Annotated in this window: 19 protein-coding genes; 3 read left to right on the top strand and 16 right to left on the bottom strand. The window is 50.4% G+C overall.

The features are described 5' to 3' along the window. Positions 1–3 precede the first annotated feature (3 nt). The 16 genes from folD to BM200_RS22545 form a co-directional block, all read right to left on the bottom strand. Positions 4–864 carry a bifunctional methylenetetrahydrofolate dehydrogenase/methenyltetrahydrofolate cyclohydrolase FolD gene (gene folD, locus BM200_RS22620; protein WP_091188923.1) on the bottom strand — a complete coding sequence of 287 codons (861 nt, stop codon included), beginning with the start codon at positions 862–864 and terminating at the stop codon, positions 4–6. A gap of 42 nt (positions 865–906) precedes the next feature. After that, positions 907–1,368 carry a transcription antitermination factor NusB gene (nusB, locus tag BM200_RS22615; protein ID WP_091188922.1) on the bottom strand — a complete coding sequence of 154 codons (462 nt, stop codon included), beginning with the start codon at positions 1,366–1,368 and terminating at the stop codon, positions 907–909. 234 nt (positions 1,369–1,602) lie between these two features. Further along, positions 1,603–1,830 carry a DUF2273 domain-containing protein gene (locus BM200_RS22610; protein WP_425434600.1) on the bottom strand — a complete coding sequence of 76 codons (228 nt, stop codon included), beginning with the start codon at positions 1,828–1,830 and terminating at the stop codon, positions 1,603–1,605. 14 nt (positions 1,831–1,844) lie between these two features. Then, positions 1,845–2,402 carry an alkaline shock response membrane anchor protein AmaP gene (gene amaP, locus BM200_RS22605; protein WP_091188920.1) on the bottom strand — a complete coding sequence of 186 codons (558 nt, stop codon included), beginning with the start codon at positions 2,400–2,402 and terminating at the stop codon, positions 1,845–1,847. A 100-nt stretch (positions 2,403–2,502) separates the two neighbouring features. Next, a complete protein-coding gene (locus BM200_RS22600; protein WP_091188919.1) occupies positions 2,503–2,910 on the bottom strand; it encodes an Asp23/Gls24 family envelope stress response protein in 408 nt (135 codons plus the stop codon). Between the two features lie 131 nt (positions 2,911–3,041). Then, positions 3,042–4,406, bottom strand: a complete 1,365-nt coding sequence (gene accC / locus BM200_RS22595) for an acetyl-CoA carboxylase biotin carboxylase subunit (protein WP_091188918.1) — start codon at positions 4,404–4,406, stop codon at positions 3,042–3,044. 47 nt (positions 4,407–4,453) lie between these two features. Continuing rightward, positions 4,454–4,948, bottom strand: a complete 495-nt coding sequence (accB, locus tag BM200_RS22590) for an acetyl-CoA carboxylase biotin carboxyl carrier protein (RefSeq protein ID WP_091188917.1) — start codon at positions 4,946–4,948, stop codon at positions 4,454–4,456. Between the two features lie 242 nt (positions 4,949–5,190). Next, the gene (locus BM200_RS22585) at positions 5,191–5,811 is read right to left on the bottom strand and encodes a SpoIIIAH-like family protein (RefSeq protein ID WP_091188916.1); all 621 of its coding nucleotides are present in this window, start codon (positions 5,809–5,811) and stop codon (positions 5,191–5,193) included. A 25-nt stretch (positions 5,812–5,836) separates the two neighbouring features. Next, positions 5,837–6,469, bottom strand: coding sequence for a stage III sporulation protein AG (gene spoIIIAG / locus BM200_RS22580; protein WP_091188915.1), 633 nt, complete (start codon positions 6,467–6,469; stop codon positions 5,837–5,839). A gap of 22 nt (positions 6,470–6,491) precedes the next feature. Beyond that, positions 6,492–7,217, bottom strand: coding sequence for a stage III sporulation protein AF (spoIIIAF, locus tag BM200_RS22575; protein ID WP_091188914.1), 726 nt, complete (start codon positions 7,215–7,217; stop codon positions 6,492–6,494). Positions 7,218–7,248: 31 nt separating this feature from the next. Then, positions 7,249–8,487 (bottom strand): stage III sporulation protein AE, encoded by a 1,239-nt coding sequence (spoIIIAE, locus tag BM200_RS22570; RefSeq protein WP_091188913.1) that lies wholly within the window; start codon positions 8,485–8,487, stop codon positions 7,249–7,251. Between the two features lie 4 nt (positions 8,488–8,491). Beyond that, positions 8,492–8,887 carry a stage III sporulation protein AD gene (gene spoIIIAD / locus BM200_RS22565; RefSeq protein ID WP_091188912.1) on the bottom strand — a complete coding sequence of 132 codons (396 nt, stop codon included), beginning with the start codon at positions 8,885–8,887 and terminating at the stop codon, positions 8,492–8,494. 34 nt (positions 8,888–8,921) lie between these two features. Continuing rightward, on the bottom strand, positions 8,922–9,125 hold the full coding sequence (spoIIIAC, locus tag BM200_RS22560) for a stage III sporulation protein AC (protein ID WP_015843896.1): 204 nt from the start codon (positions 9,123–9,125) through the stop codon (positions 8,922–8,924). 15 nt (positions 9,126–9,140) lie between these two features. Beyond that, the gene (spoIIIAB, locus tag BM200_RS22555) at positions 9,141–9,659 is read right to left on the bottom strand and encodes a stage III sporulation protein SpoIIIAB (protein WP_091188911.1); all 519 of its coding nucleotides are present in this window, start codon (positions 9,657–9,659) and stop codon (positions 9,141–9,143) included. Next, positions 9,656–10,708 (bottom strand): stage III sporulation protein AA, encoded by a 1,053-nt coding sequence (gene spoIIIAA, locus BM200_RS22550; protein ID WP_091188910.1) that lies wholly within the window; start codon positions 10,706–10,708, stop codon positions 9,656–9,658. Before spoIIIAA ends, spoIIIAB begins: the two co-directional genes overlap by 4 nt. Before the next feature lie 92 nt (positions 10,709–10,800). Continuing rightward, positions 10,801–11,067, bottom strand: a complete 267-nt coding sequence (locus BM200_RS22545; protein ID WP_091188909.1) for a YqhV family protein — start codon at positions 11,065–11,067, stop codon at positions 10,801–10,803. A 199-nt stretch (positions 11,068–11,266) separates the two neighbouring features. Here BM200_RS22545 and comA point away from each other — a divergent pair, with 199 nt between their 5' ends. From comA to BM200_RS22530, 3 genes are all read left to right on the top strand, one after another. Further along, positions 11,267–12,094, top strand: a complete 828-nt coding sequence (gene comA, locus BM200_RS22540; RefSeq protein WP_091188908.1) for a phosphosulfolactate synthase — start codon at positions 11,267–11,269, stop codon at positions 12,092–12,094. Between the two features lie 28 nt (positions 12,095–12,122). Continuing rightward, on the top strand, positions 12,123–12,842 hold the full coding sequence (locus tag BM200_RS22535) for a 2-phosphosulfolactate phosphatase (protein WP_091188907.1): 720 nt from the start codon (positions 12,123–12,125) through the stop codon (positions 12,840–12,842). 73 nt (positions 12,843–12,915) lie between these two features. Further along, positions 12,916–13,374 (top strand): DUF441 domain-containing protein, encoded by a 459-nt coding sequence (locus BM200_RS22530; protein ID WP_091189287.1) that lies wholly within the window; start codon positions 12,916–12,918, stop codon positions 13,372–13,374. Positions 13,375–13,427 lie beyond the last annotated feature (53 nt).

Genomic DNA, 13,427 nt, shown 5'->3' with positions numbered 1-13,427 from the left:
TAATCACTCCCCGATTTTATGTGCCCGCTTAGCAGCTGTAATCGTATTGTTCATCAGCATCGTAATCGTCATCGGGCCAACGCCGCCTGGCACAGGGGTAATGAAGCCAGCTGTTTCCAGGCAATCTTCATAATCCACATCTCCGGCAAGCTTGCCGTCCGGAAGACGGTTAATTCCGACATCAATCACGATTGCACCTGGCTTCACATATTTGCTGTCAATCGCTTTTGCTTTGCCGATCGCCACAACAAGGATGTCTGCCTGCTTTGCAAGCTCCTCCATATTGGCTGTACGGGAGTGGCAAATCGTAACTGTAGCATTCTCGCGGAGAAGCAGCATCGCAACCGGCTTGCCGACAATGTTGCTGCGGCCAATTACAACCGCATGTTTGCCTGCAATATCAACACCGCTGCGTTTGATGAGTTCAATAACACCGGCAGGTGTGCAAGGCAGAAGGCTGTCATCACCAATAACCAGATTGCCGACACTTTCAGGATGGAAGCCGTCGACATCTTTGTCGACATGAATCGCATCGATTACAGCTTTTTCATTAATATGTTTAGGTAACGGAAGCTGTACAAGAATACCGTTGATTTTGTCATCGTTATTCAATTGATCAATAAGCGCCAGCAATTGCTCTTCCGATGTCTGTTCTTCCAAGCGGTGAACCTCGGAATGGAAACCAAGCTGCTGACAGGCTTTCTCTTTCGAGCCGACATATACTTTCGAAGCCGGATCCTCGCCGACGAGAACTACAGCCAGACCAGGTACGACGCCCTTTTCTCTCAGCTCTGCCGCTTCCTTCTGAATTTCTTCCCGGATCATATCAGATATCTTTTTGCCTGCAATAATTTGTGCGCTCATCATCATCTCTCCCCTATGTACACGGCCGGAAAGGCCGTTTAACTAATTTGTCGATTCAGAATTTGCTTTTTCGCCTTCATGTTCTTTGAGCAATTTGCCCAGAACACCGTTAACGAATTTACCGGATTCCTCTGTGCCGAAATGCTTGGCCAGTTCAATCGCTTCGTTAATCGCAGCTTTTGGCGGAACATCATTACGATAAGCTATTTCAAAGCAAGCTAACCGCAAAATTTGGCGGTCCACACGGGATAAACGGTCAACCTGCCAGCCTGTTAAATATTGCTGCAGCATATCATCAATAGCAGCTTTATTGTCCGCAACTCCATTAACAAGCTCGCGAACATAACTGTCTGTCTGATCGTTCTCCACAAAATCCGCTTCGATCTCGTTCTCGGAACGCGCTTCCTCCATTAACATGTCTACTGCTTCCATGGGGGTTACTTCGTTCATTTCCAATTGGTATAAGCTTGATACAGCTATCTCGCGTGCTAATCTACGTTTCATGCTTTCCTCCTCGGCAGCCTCTCTGCCGATTTACTCTTATATTTTGAAAAAACCTCTATCGAGGCCGCTCGAAGATGGTCGACCGCGTTTAGAGGTAGTTTTATCGCCAATAGAATCTCCATATTTCAATGTCTCGAAATTTATAAATTCTATTGTGGCAAAAAAACCTATGATCTCCTCCCTGCCCGGAACTGGCGGCTATCCACCTTCCGGCGTACGGAGGAGACCACAGGATTATCTAAACGGCCGATACCTTTCCATTAACCAAGACCAAAGCCGCTGCCATGGCAAGATACCGTTTTGCAAGTCCTTCTGCTTGCCAACCCAATAACCGATAGAGACGAGCAGTATGAAAAACAGCATGTCCCAAAACCCGGCAAACAAATACACAAACCCGAAAAACAGACCAGCGGCAGCGCCGACCGTCCGTTTCCCATAGGATGCCCAGTACTCCCTCCACATCGGCATTCTCCCCTTTACTCGACGCGACTTTTATTCGGTGCGGTTTGAATGACGTTAGCTATATAGACGGCTACGTTCGTCACCGGAATTCCGGCGATTTCCTCAACATGCTCTTTCACAGCCTTTTGGATTTCTTCCGTAAGACTTGGAATCGAGCTCTCCCCATCTACAACCGCACGCAAAATAATGTTTAGGCCAGAGTCAGTTGCCTGGATGCGGGCCTTCAAATCCTTGACGCCGCGCTGCTTGGTTGCAGCTTTCAGAGCCAAATTCTCAATGGTCTCAATCGAGATGCGGATATCGCCAAAATCAGTGCGCTGGTCAATCGATGGCGCCGAAGAGGAAGAACGCTTCAGCGACACAATAAAGAAACGCAAGCTGAATACGAGCAGAACCAGACCAACTATGATGGTTGCAATAAGGAAAGAATCCGTACCATACAACTCATTGACCATATCGTTCAAATCGCCTTCCTGTATCCACTGAAAACCGATACAGACGATAAAGACCGATATAACGCCGATGGCTATACTGTAAATAAACAAGAGCAACTTGTCTATAATTCTGATCAACGTAACGCCTCCTCGCATCTGAGCGAATGAAAACCCCCTTGCGCGAAGCGGCATAACCATCACGAGGGGGTTATATTAATTCAATTCATCTGCGTATCTATTACTTCACGCGGAAATTTGATTCTTCTTCTTCCGGCTTGCTCTCTGTTTTGAAATGGACATCGTGAATATGTACGTTCACTTCAATAACGTTCAATCCCGTCATCATTTCAATGGAGCGTTTCACATTACGTTGAATTTCCGAGGCGATTTCCGGAATCCGGTTGCCGTACTCCACGATAATCGACACATCGACCGCAGCTTCCCGCTGGCCGACTTCAACTTTTACGCCCTTAGATAAATTTTTACGGCCAAGAAGCTCAGCAATACCTCCGGCAAATCCGCCGCTCATACCCGCTACGCCATTCACTTCAACAGCAGCTAGTCCGGCAATAACTTCAATGACTTCAGGGGCAATTTGAATCGTGCCAATGTCCGTTCTCTCATAATCTGCAGCAATCGTACTCATGATGGTTGTACACCTCCTTAAAGTTGCGCGCTCCGGCAATTTGCTTGGCAAAAACCGAAGTGTTACCTTCGCATCTTATTTCTATACTATAACATTCGACGTGAAATATGACAAACCAGGAGCAGATTGTATTATTCGGCCTGCTCCGGATGATTCACGTCATATTCTTCGAGGAACTTAATATCAAAGTTGCCCTTCACAAAGACCGGATGATTCAGAAGTTTCTGATGGAACGGAATCGTTGTCTTGATCCCCTCGATAGCAAATTCGGAGAGCGCACGCTTCATCCGCGCGATTGCTTCTTCCCTCGTTCTGCCCCAAACAATAAGCTTCGCAATCATTGAATCATAATGCGGGGAGATTGTGTAACCAGGATATACCGCGCTGTCCACCCGTACACCCGTGCCGCCTGGCGGCAGGTAGAACGGAATTAGACCCGGGGACGGCATAAAGTTGCGTTCCGAATCTTCGGCATTAATCCGGCATTCAATTGCCCAGCCGTTAATGCGCAAATCTTCTTGCTTGAAGGAGAGCGGGTTGCCTTCTGCTACAGAGATCATCTCTTTAATCAAGTCGACATTCGTAATCATCTCTGTTACCGGATGCTCTACCTGAATACGAGTGTTCATCTCCATAAAGTAGAAGTTGCCGTCTGGTCCAAGCAGGAACTCAAGCGTTCCGGCACCTGAGTACTGAACCGCCAGTGCTGCACGCACGGCAGCGCGTCCCATGCGTTCGCGAAGCGCTTCCGACAGGATCGGACACGGCGCTTCTTCAACCAGCTTCTGGCGGCGGCGCTGAACGGAGCAGTCGCGCTCGAACAGATGTACAGCATTGCCGTGCTTGTCGGCCATAATTTGAATCTCGACATGTTTCATGCCGGTCAGATATTTCTCCAGATAAACGCCGGCATTGCCGAAAGCCTTCTGAGCTTCCTGCTGGGCTGTCGTAATTTGTTGTACGAGCGATTCCTCGTCTTCTGCAATACGGATCCCTTTGCCTCCGCCTCCGGCAGTTGCTTTAATGATAACCGGGTAACCGATGCTGCGGGCAACGCGGATCGCCTCGTCCATATTTTCAATCAGGCCGTCGGAGCCCGGGATAACCGGAACGTCCGCTTCCTTCATCGTCTGTTTGGCTACTGCCTTGTCGCCCATCTTGCTGATCGCTTCAGGGGAAGGTCCGATGAACGTAATATTGCAAGACTCGCAGATCTCGGCGAAATCGGCATTCTCAGCGAGGAAGCCATAGCCGGGATGTACAGCATCACAGCCTGTAATCGTAGCCACGCTCATCAGGTTTGTCAGGTTCAAGTAGCTGTCCTTGGAAGGGGTTGGACCAATGCAATACGCTTCATCTGCAAGGCGCACATGCAGGGAATCACGATCAGCTTCAGAATAAACGGCAACTGTCGTAATGCCAAGCTCGCGGCAAGCGCGAATGATGCGGACCGCAATCTCTCCACGGTTAGCGATTAATACTTTTTGGAATTTCACGTTTGTACTCCTCTCAGGCAGCAATTTCTCCAAATTCGGAGCTTGTATTATTCCGGTTTAACTAGGAAGAGCGGCTGGCCGTACTCAACCAATTGGCCGTTAGTTGCCAGAATTTCAACGATCTCGCCGCGAACTTCAGCCTCCAGCTCGTTCATCAGCTTCATCGCTTCGAGAATGCACACAACGCTTTTCTCGTTTACACGGTCGCCTTCCTTCACGAATGCTGCCGCGTCAGGAGACGGGGAGCTGTAGAACGTGCCGACCATCGGCGATACAATCTGATGCAAATTGTCCGTATTCGGACGTTCCGCAGGTGCGCTGGCTTGTACTGCCGCAACAGAAGCTTCTGCTGCCGTCTGCGGAGCAGGTACAGGCGCCTGTGTATATGTATGCGTAATTGGGGCTGCTTGTACATTCACCACTTCGGTTTTGCCAGGCTTGCGAATGAATAAGCGTGCTCCTTCGTTTTCGATCTCCAGCTCATGAACGGAAGTCTGATCAACCAGTTTGATCAATTCCTTAATCTCGCTCAATTTGAACATGAATAGTTTTCACTCCTTAAAAGTTTCCGAAGCCTTCTGCTTCGTATGCGTTTTCTCAGTTGTAATAGCATTATTCAGTTTCATATGGATAATGTTAGTTATCCTTCACATAACGTCTAACATTATATCACAAACGCGGCGGAACACGAATCAATTTTTTAACATGCATGAATAATCGACTTCTTTATATGCCCATAAAAAGAGGCCGGCAAGGGTTTGAAACCCTGCCGGCCTCTCCATCATTACTGGATAAACTGTACAGAAACTTGATCCGCGTCTACTCCCAATGTTTTCATCACGAGATCGATAATGTTGGCGGCTTGGCTCTTATCAAGCTTATCGCTTTCCACCAGAACTTTGTAACCATTGCCTTCTTCGTTCACGATCGCTTGCTGGAAGCTCTTCATCAGCTCATTCTCGATGCTTGTCAGTTTGGAGTTTTTCTCTTCCAGCTGTTCAAGCTGCGTTGCTGCCGCTTGAGCTTCTTTAGGATCTTCCAGGTTTGTTATATCGGTGAACAGTTTATCCTGCTGCTCGCTGTTCAACTGGCTGCGCTTCTCTTCAACCTGGGAGAATACGCTGCTGTCCACACCGCCCTGTGCTTCGATCTGCTCGAGTACTTGCTTATCCGCTTCAGAGAGGCTGCCGTCATCCGTTGCGTCGCCTGCCGGATCCACTTGATCCACAACAATCTGATCATTGCCTGCTGCCGCTTCCGTTGCTCCCGTCTTCTGCTCCGTTTGTGTACCGTCTGAGAGCATGTCAGGCGATTTGGTGTCTTGGGTAAACAGGTAATACGCGGATAATACGACCATCAAGCTGAGCATCGATACGAGCCAAATTGTTTGTCTTTTCGTGTTCATTGAACACCCTCCTAATAATGGTTTATTATTGCTTGCTTGGCGCTACAGAAATACGGTTGGCCGGCACATTTACGCCCTTTTCCACCGCGTCTATAATAAGGCGTCTCACGGTCAGATTCTCGGCGCCTTTGGCGACGATAAGCACACCGCGAATGCTCGGATTAATCGTCTTCGTCACGATCGGCTTCTGATCGCCCGCTACTTCGGCAATGACAACCTGGCCATCCTTATTAATCGCCGTTATATGCCGCTTGCCTCCATTACGGTCCGTCTCATCCGTTATCGTTTGGGACTCCTGATCATTCCTGGCAATTTCAATCTCTTCCGTAGAGTCGATTGTAACCAGCACATCCACTGAGCCGACACCAACGATTTTCTCCAAAATCTCTTTCAATCGGTTCTCCAGCGGCCTTTCAATGGATGCAAACGGCGATGTATCCGATGCACCTATACCGCCAATCGTCACTTGATCCTCGGGAGGAGGGTTCGGCTCCTGCGCCATCGTATCGACCTTATCGAACTTGATAAAGGAGTTTAGCAGCATAAGGGCCGCTCCAATACAGCCGATGATCAGAAGCAGCCGTAATGTTTTTACCCGCTTCGGGCCGCCCGGACCGCCGCCCACCACCGATTCAAGACCACTCAGCCATTTGGCCACCTTCGCTTCCACTCCTTATACCTTAATTCCTGTTGTCCCTCTGCCGCACCTGGATGTTACCGGGGCTGATCCCCCAGCCCTCAGCCAGCAGATTCCGAATTTCCTTGCTCGCTGACGGGTCAGCCTGTATCCAGCCTTCCCCTTGCCCCTCTTTGCCTGAATCCGTCTGCTGACTATCGGTTCCGCCTGCTTCCGTTTTCGCGTTTATATCAACCTGTATGGCAGTCACCTCCTTAACATCATCCTCGTTTGGAGCTTGAGCAGCGTCGGATTCCTTCTTCACGGCCGTCAAGGTCACCAGCACAGCATTAACGTACGGCGTCATCTTCTGTCCCTGTTTCTCCCAGCCCAGCGTGACTTCCACAGCTTCAACAGGCTGTTCCGTCTGCTTGAAGACGGCATCCTTCATGGCAGACTCCAATGTCTGCTCCATCAATGCTGCAGCATCGCTGTCTTGCTGCTTATTCAGCTCATCTGCTTTTTTCTGTATGTCGCTAAGAGTGGGCATCTTCACCTCTCGCTGTGCCTCCAGCTGGTCCCAGTGGGTAATACCGTCTTTCAGCTTGGCGTTAAAATCTCCCTGTAGCAGCCGTAGAATCGGCGACATAATGGTAAGCAGAATAAGAAGCCCGATAACCAGCCTTGAATAACGAAGCATCGCCTTGTTCGGAAGCAGCAGCTCTACGAATGCCGCCAGCATGATGACCGCGATAATATCCCTCAGCCAATCACTGAGCCAAGCAATCACAGATCTTCGCCCCCTTTATATTGCGGCAATGTCAACGGACCATAAGAGCGGCATTGCCTGCTGTCAGCACGATGGTAACGGCCAGGAAAAACATGAGACTTACGGCAGCCAGAGCAGCAAATACGTAAATCATCGTTTTCCCTATCGTTTGAAGACAGGCGACGATTGGCGAATCACCAAGCGGCTGCATGGCCGCAGCGGAAACGTTGTAGATCAGCGCCAGCGTCAGAATCTTGATAGCCGGGAATGCACAGAGGAACAGAAGAATAATGACACCGGCCAGGCCGATTGCATTCTTGGCCAAAAGCGAGGCCGAGATTACCGTATCCGCAGCATCCGTGAACATCCGTCCTACCACCGGAACAAAGTTGCCGGTTACGAACTTGGCGGTCCTCATCGTAATCCCGTCCGTAACCGCTCCTTTTGCCCCTTGTACCGAGAGGACTCCGAGAAATACGGTGATCAGCACCCCCATTACCCCCACCCCGATATTCCGGAGCAGATTCGCAAGCTGGGTTACCTTGAATTTATCTGTCAGAGCACTCACGATATGAAGCACAGCCGAAAAGAACAGTAGAGGGAATACGATGGTGTAGATGACGGTCCCAACCGTATGGATCATAAAGATAATCAATGGATGCAGGATCGAGACGGTAAGGACATTCCCCATGGCAGCGAGCAGAGTCAGGAGCAGCGGCATCATGGCGAGCATGAATTGGATCATGGTGCCAATCGCGTCCTTGGCGTAACCGATCGCTACATGAAAGCTGTTTACTGCGATGATGATGAGAACCATGTAGGTGATTGAATAAGCAACCTTGCTGACGGCATTTCGTTCGAAAGCGTTCTGCAGCGTCTCCAGCACCATGCTGAATACGGTTAGCATGACGATCGTGACCAGGAGCTTGCTGTTATACAGCACTTCATGAAAGAAGTAACCAAGCAGACCCTTGAACACGGTCGACAGCTTAAGGCCTTCACCACCGGGCTTTAGCATTTCGAAGAAGCTCGGCATTTTCTCATCGGGAAAATACCCGCCGTACTCTTCTTTCAGCCGGCTCCAGTAATTTTCTACCGTTTCCGTATCGAGGCCCTTCAGCTGGCTTTCCGTGAGCTGATCCGTCATCGCTGAATCACTTTGCTGCTGCCCGCTTCCATCTGCCGGTGCCGTCTCTGCTGCTGTTACCGGCGTGACCAGAAACATGCTGACCAGCCAGGCGATAAGCACAAAGGCGATTAAACGGGCGGTATACATAGACAGCTTGTTCATCCGCTCAACTCCCCGCCGGCAGCAGCCCGATTACGGTCTCAACGATGACGCTTATAATCGGAACCGCCATGACGAGAATGAGCACCTTCCCGGCGAACTCGATTCTTGATGCGATGCTCTCCTGACCGGCATCCCGTACGATCTGTGCTCCAAATTCGACGATATAGGCGATGCCGATAATTTTCAGAATCGTCTTCAGGTAGATGGATGGAATGCCCGAGCGGTTCGCCAAATCCTCAAGTACTTTGATGACCGAATCGATTTTACCGATGAGAAAGATGAAGATAAATAGCCCGGTAAAAGCCGTAAGCAGGAAGGCGAATAGCGGCTTCTGCTCCCGGACGACGATAATGAGAATAGTGGCGATCAGCCCTAGGCCGACGATCTGAATAATTTCCAACTTTATTCACCTACTTGCGGCTTCTCTTGACATCTCACTGAAACAGGAAGATCGTCTTGATTTCTTGAAACAAATCGTTCAGCAGCCGAATGACCATAAATAGGACTACGACAAAGCCGATCAAGGTTACCCATTGCGCCATATCCTCTTTCCCCATTTGCTTGAGTACCGTATGAATCATGCCAATGATAATTCCGATACCTGCAATCTGGAAAATAGCGCTCACATCCATGTTCATTTGTGCGGCACCCCACTAAACCATCAATATCACGACGAGCACGGCGATCAAAACGCCTAGGCTTTTCCACATTTTTTCATAACGTGTTTGATCCTCTCTCGCTGAGTCTTCCTCTGCTTTCAACTGCAGCAGCGCCAGATGGATATGCTTCAGCTGATCCTCCTTGTCACTAATGCCAAGAGTTGAACCAAGCCGCAGCAATACGGACTGTTCGGTCTGCCGAAGCGCCGTTGACCCCCAACCGCTTGTCATCGCCTGTTCCCAGCTCTCGCGGAAGGTCAGGCCCTCCGGCCCTCTCACCCGGTCCGATGCATCCCGGAACAGTTCTGCCAAAGGCTCAGACACCGCATCCGCGGTTCGGTCCAGCGCTTCCGGCAGCGGAGTATGGCCGTAGCCGATTTCCGTCTCCAGCCTTTGCAAAGCATGCGCCAGTTGGCGAAGCTGCCGCGGTCGGGCAGCCAATCTGGCTGCTTGCTGAAAGCCGATCATTGTTCCTGCAAAGAGGATGAGTACAGCGCCCAGCAGCTTGATCAAGGGACATCGCCCCTTTGCATCCCGGCGAAGGTCCGTTCCTGCTCGCCCTTGACAGAGGCAGCAGTAGGTTCTCTGGCGGAAACGGGCAGCTTGTCTTTCATATCTGCAGTAACAACACGATGCATGAACCCTTCCGAAGTACGCTTCAATTCAACGACGTAAGTAAAGGTGCCGTCCTCAAGCAGTTGTCTGAGCACCGGTCTTCCTCTGGCATCCTGCAGATCAAACGCATGCGCGGTTGCAATGACGCTAATCCCGGCATGGCTGGCTTCGCGAAGTGCTTCTCCATCCTCCGGCCGGCCGATCTCATCGGCGATGACCACTTCAGGAGACATGGAACGCAGCAGCATCATCATGCCTTCCGCCTTGGGGCAGGCGTCCATAATATCTGTCCGCGGCCCAACATCAAAGGTAGGAATTCCCCGGACGCAAGCAGCGATCTCCGAGCGTTCATCCACGATGCCGACCTTGCGGCCGGACCAGCCTGCCGCATGTTCGAACAGTCCCCAATGCCCGTAGCTGATGGAACGTGCAATATCGCGGACTATGGTTGTTTTTCCTTGCTGCGGAGGGGCAAGTATCAACGTCGAGTGAACCGTCTTCCGGTTCTTGTCCAGCAGCTTGGGCAGCAGATTTCTGGCTGATCCTACTACTTCCCGGGCGATCCGGATATTAAATCCGCCAATATCGCGGATCCCGCGGACATTGCCGCCGTCAAGAATGGTTCGGCCAGCCAGTCCAATCCGATGCCCGCCAGCCACAGTAATAAATCCCCTCTTTAACTCTTCTTCCATAGCGTATAGCGAATGATTGGTTATTTTCTCCAGCAACTTCCGGCAAGTATCGGCAGTTGGTTTATACGCTCCGTCACTGCCTGCACGAAGCGTACCGTCGGATGCAGCAAACCGGGATTGCCCCCGGACTCCAAGCTCCAGCGGCCGGCCCTCGCGGATCCGTATTTCTTCCAGCTGCTCCATTGCCGATTCAGGCAGCCGCTCCAGCACCGCCTTTAGCTCCGGCGGAAGCAAATGCATGACACGTTCCAGCATGAGTCATCACTCCCGGATGATTGTCCTTCGTACTTTTATTTGTATGCTTGACCATTCTGAATATGTCCAACTTGTTGAAGATTACTAGATTACTATTTTTTCATAATTCCTATGAGCAAACAGACCACGCCAGCCGCCACCCACGCCAGCTTCCCGAAAGACAGCTTGTCTGTCATACCAATGAGCCCTATCGTCGTAGTAGCTATTAATATAAATGGTCCTACTAATGCGAGCGAAGAATTGACGACCAGCGCTTTGTCGATCTGGTTTAATCGAAGCATGAGCAACGCCGCACAGATCTCGATCGTCCCCGAAGTCAGCCGCAGAGACGCCATGGTGAGTACGATTTTATTCAACATAACCGTTCACCTCCTTGTCTGATACCAACCAATCAGGCCTTATTTCAGCAGTTATGAACAAACCTATCTTTACATCCTATGCAGGCTCGTCTGCAGTTCATGCTTGTCGTTCGGGCACACGCCCAGCAGCTTCTGCATATATTGCTCCATGCCCCGCTCTCAAGCAGCGGGAATCATCAAATGTTAGGAGTCAACTCCCATGACAAACGCAAGCAAGGCGGTATGGCACCGCACCCTGCATGATCCAAGCGGATACCGCGATTACAGCCCTGCACGCCATAAAGGCAAAACAATGGTAATCGACAAAGGAATCGGACTAAACGGTTTTGCCGATCTGCTTCAAATAGCAGGACCCTATGTAGATGTCATAAAGCTTGGATTCGGAACAGCTGTTCTTTACGAGCCGGCGCTGCTGAAACGTAAAATCGAGCTTGCCAAAAACCATGGGCTTATCATCATGCCAGGCGGCACCTTGCTGGAGACAGCTGTTCAGCAGAGGTTAGCCGGTTCATTCTTTGATACGATCTGTGAGCTGGGATTTAACGGCATTGAGGTATCGGACGGTACAATCGAGCTTAGCAGGGAGCAACGGACGGAACTCATTAAAGAGGGCAAACAAAGAGGGCTGTTTGTTCTTACGGAATACGGCAAAAAAACAGCAGGTTCGCTTATTGACCCGGAGCAATTAGCCGTTACGGCCGATTATGATCTTGCGGCAGGCGCCGCGTGGATCACGGTTGAAGCGAGAGAATCCGGCATTGACGTAGGTTTGTTTGATGAGAACGGTAACTGCCGCGAGCAGACCATCGAGCAGATTCTGGCCGAAATGACAAGTCAGGACTGCTTAATGTGGGAAGCACCGCTGAAGCAGCAGCAGGCTTATCTGCTCCAGCAATTCGGGCCTAATGTCCATCTGGGCAATATACAGCCAAGTGATGTCTTAGCACTCGAAGCGATGCGACGCGGACTCCGTTCCGATACATTTGAATTCGGAATGCGGGAGGAGCCTGCTCATTATATGATTTAAGCAACAACAGAAAGGAAGAGCGATTGCTATGCAAGTGCAGGTCATTTCAAGCGTGAATGAAGCCAGCTCCGCGCAATTCGTCCACAAAACGGCTGTTATCATCGACGTGCTTCGAGCCACCAGCTCTATAATTACCGCTCTGGCTACCGGCTCCTCCGGCGTAGTTCCGGTTGAGACCGTGATGGAAGCCCGCGCGGCGCAGCAGGAAGGCGATTTGCTATGCGGGGAACGTTTCTGCAAAAAAATCCCCGGTTTCGATCTGGGCAATTCACCTGATGAGTTGCTGTTGAATGCCGTAAAGGACCGCCGGGTTATCTTAACCACAACAAATGGCACTAGGGCTATTCATAAATCTACAAAGGCAGATTATGTACTGGTTGCCGCATTACTGAATGCCTCTGCCTGCGCCAAGGCTGCTCTGGAGCTTCGTCGGGATGTTGTTATTTTGTGTGCGGGAAGCCATGATGAATTTGCTATTGAGGATGGGTTATGTGCCGGACTGCTTCTTTCCAGGATGCAGGCGCTATGCTCTGCCCCGCTCGAGATAGATGACTTCGGACTCGCTATGCTATCACTCTATCAAGACCGAGCAACTGATATAAAAGAAACGATCCGTTCAGGGGCTACCGGCAAACGACTAATCAAGCTGGGCATGGCCAGAGACATTGAAATTTGCTCGGAGGTCGACACTTACACGGTGGTTCCCCGGCTTCAGGGAAGCGGAGATTTGCTAGTCTGTTCCTGCTAGCTGACATATTCACCAGAGGATGTCCATATAATGGAGCAAGCAGTTTATCCGCTTCATGAGTGGGGTTCGAATGATGACTGGTGAATTGATATTAGTAGGCTTGATTATCATCGGCCTGATCGGGCGTTCGCCTATTATTGCGACAGCAGCCTGCGTGCTTCTGGCCGTCAAACTTCTTCATCTCAGCCGCTTCCTGCCTTCAATTGAACGTCGGGGACTGGAGCTCGGTTTATTATTTCTTACGCTTAGCGTCCTTGTCCCCTTTGCCTCAGGCAAAGTACAGATGAAGGAATTGATCGCGGCCTTTAATACGTGGCCTGGCTGGCTTGCCCTCATCGGAGGAGCCGCAGCCGCGTATATGAACGCCAAAGGGCTCGATTTGCTTAAGCTTGATCCACAAATGGTCGTTGGGCTTGTAATCGGTTCAATATTCGGCATTATCTTTCTGCGGGGCATCCCGGTTGGTCCTTTAATGGCTGCCGGCATTACAGCTATTTTATTTAAACTGTTTAAGCTGATAAGCGGAGGATAACCTGTCAAAAAGAATCACCATTTAAAAAAAGAACAAAAAAGTGGCCGTGCAGA

Source organism: Paenibacillus catalpae, assembly GCF_900112695.1.
In the GTDB taxonomy this organism is placed as follows: domain Bacteria; phylum Bacillota; class Bacilli; order Paenibacillales; family Paenibacillaceae; genus Pristimantibacillus; species Pristimantibacillus catalpae.
This window is presented reverse-complemented; position numbering and strand designations above follow the sequence as displayed.

Excerpts from the sequence above, each read along its gene's own strand:
- BM200_RS22585 (WP_091188916.1), bottom strand. The coding sequence starts at position 5,811 with ATGAACACGAAAAGACAAACAATTTGGCTCGTATCGATGCTCAGCTTG.
- BM200_RS22530 (WP_091189287.1), top strand. The coding sequence starts at position 12,916 with ATGACTGGTGAATTGATATTAGTAGGCTTGATTATCATCGGCCTGATC.
- comA (WP_091188908.1), top strand. The coding sequence starts at position 11,267 with ATGACAAACGCAAGCAAGGCGGTATGGCACCGCACCCTGCATGATCCA.
- nusB (WP_091188922.1), bottom strand. The coding sequence starts at position 1,368 with ATGAAACGTAGATTAGCACGCGAGATAGCTGTATCAAGCTTATACCAA.
- spoIIIAE (WP_091188913.1), bottom strand. The coding sequence starts at position 8,487 with ATGAACAAGCTGTCTATGTATACCGCCCGTTTAATCGCCTTTGTGCTT.
- BM200_RS22535 (WP_091188907.1), top strand. The coding sequence starts at position 12,123 with ATGCAAGTGCAGGTCATTTCAAGCGTGAATGAAGCCAGCTCCGCGCAA.
- spoIIIAC (WP_015843896.1), bottom strand. The coding sequence starts at position 9,125 with ATGAACATGGATGTGAGCGCTATTTTCCAGATTGCAGGTATCGGAATT.
- folD (WP_091188923.1), bottom strand. The coding sequence starts at position 864 with ATGAGCGCACAAATTATTGCAGGCAAAAAGATATCTGATATGATCCGG.
- accB (WP_091188917.1), bottom strand. The coding sequence starts at position 4,948 with ATGTTCAAATTGAGCGAGATTAAGGAATTGATCAAACTGGTTGATCAG.
- BM200_RS22545 (WP_091188909.1), bottom strand. The coding sequence starts at position 11,067 with ATGTTGAATAAAATCGTACTCACCATGGCGTCTCTGCGGCTGACTTCG.
- BM200_RS22610 (WP_425434600.1), bottom strand. The coding sequence starts at position 1,830 with ATGTGGAGGGAGTACTGGGCATCCTATGGGAAACGGACGGTCGGCGCT.
- BM200_RS22600 (WP_091188919.1), bottom strand. The coding sequence starts at position 2,910 with ATGAGTACGATTGCTGCAGATTATGAGAGAACGGACATTGGCACGATT.
- spoIIIAA (WP_091188910.1), bottom strand. The coding sequence starts at position 10,708 with ATGCTGGAACGTGTCATGCATTTGCTTCCGCCGGAGCTAAAGGCGGTG.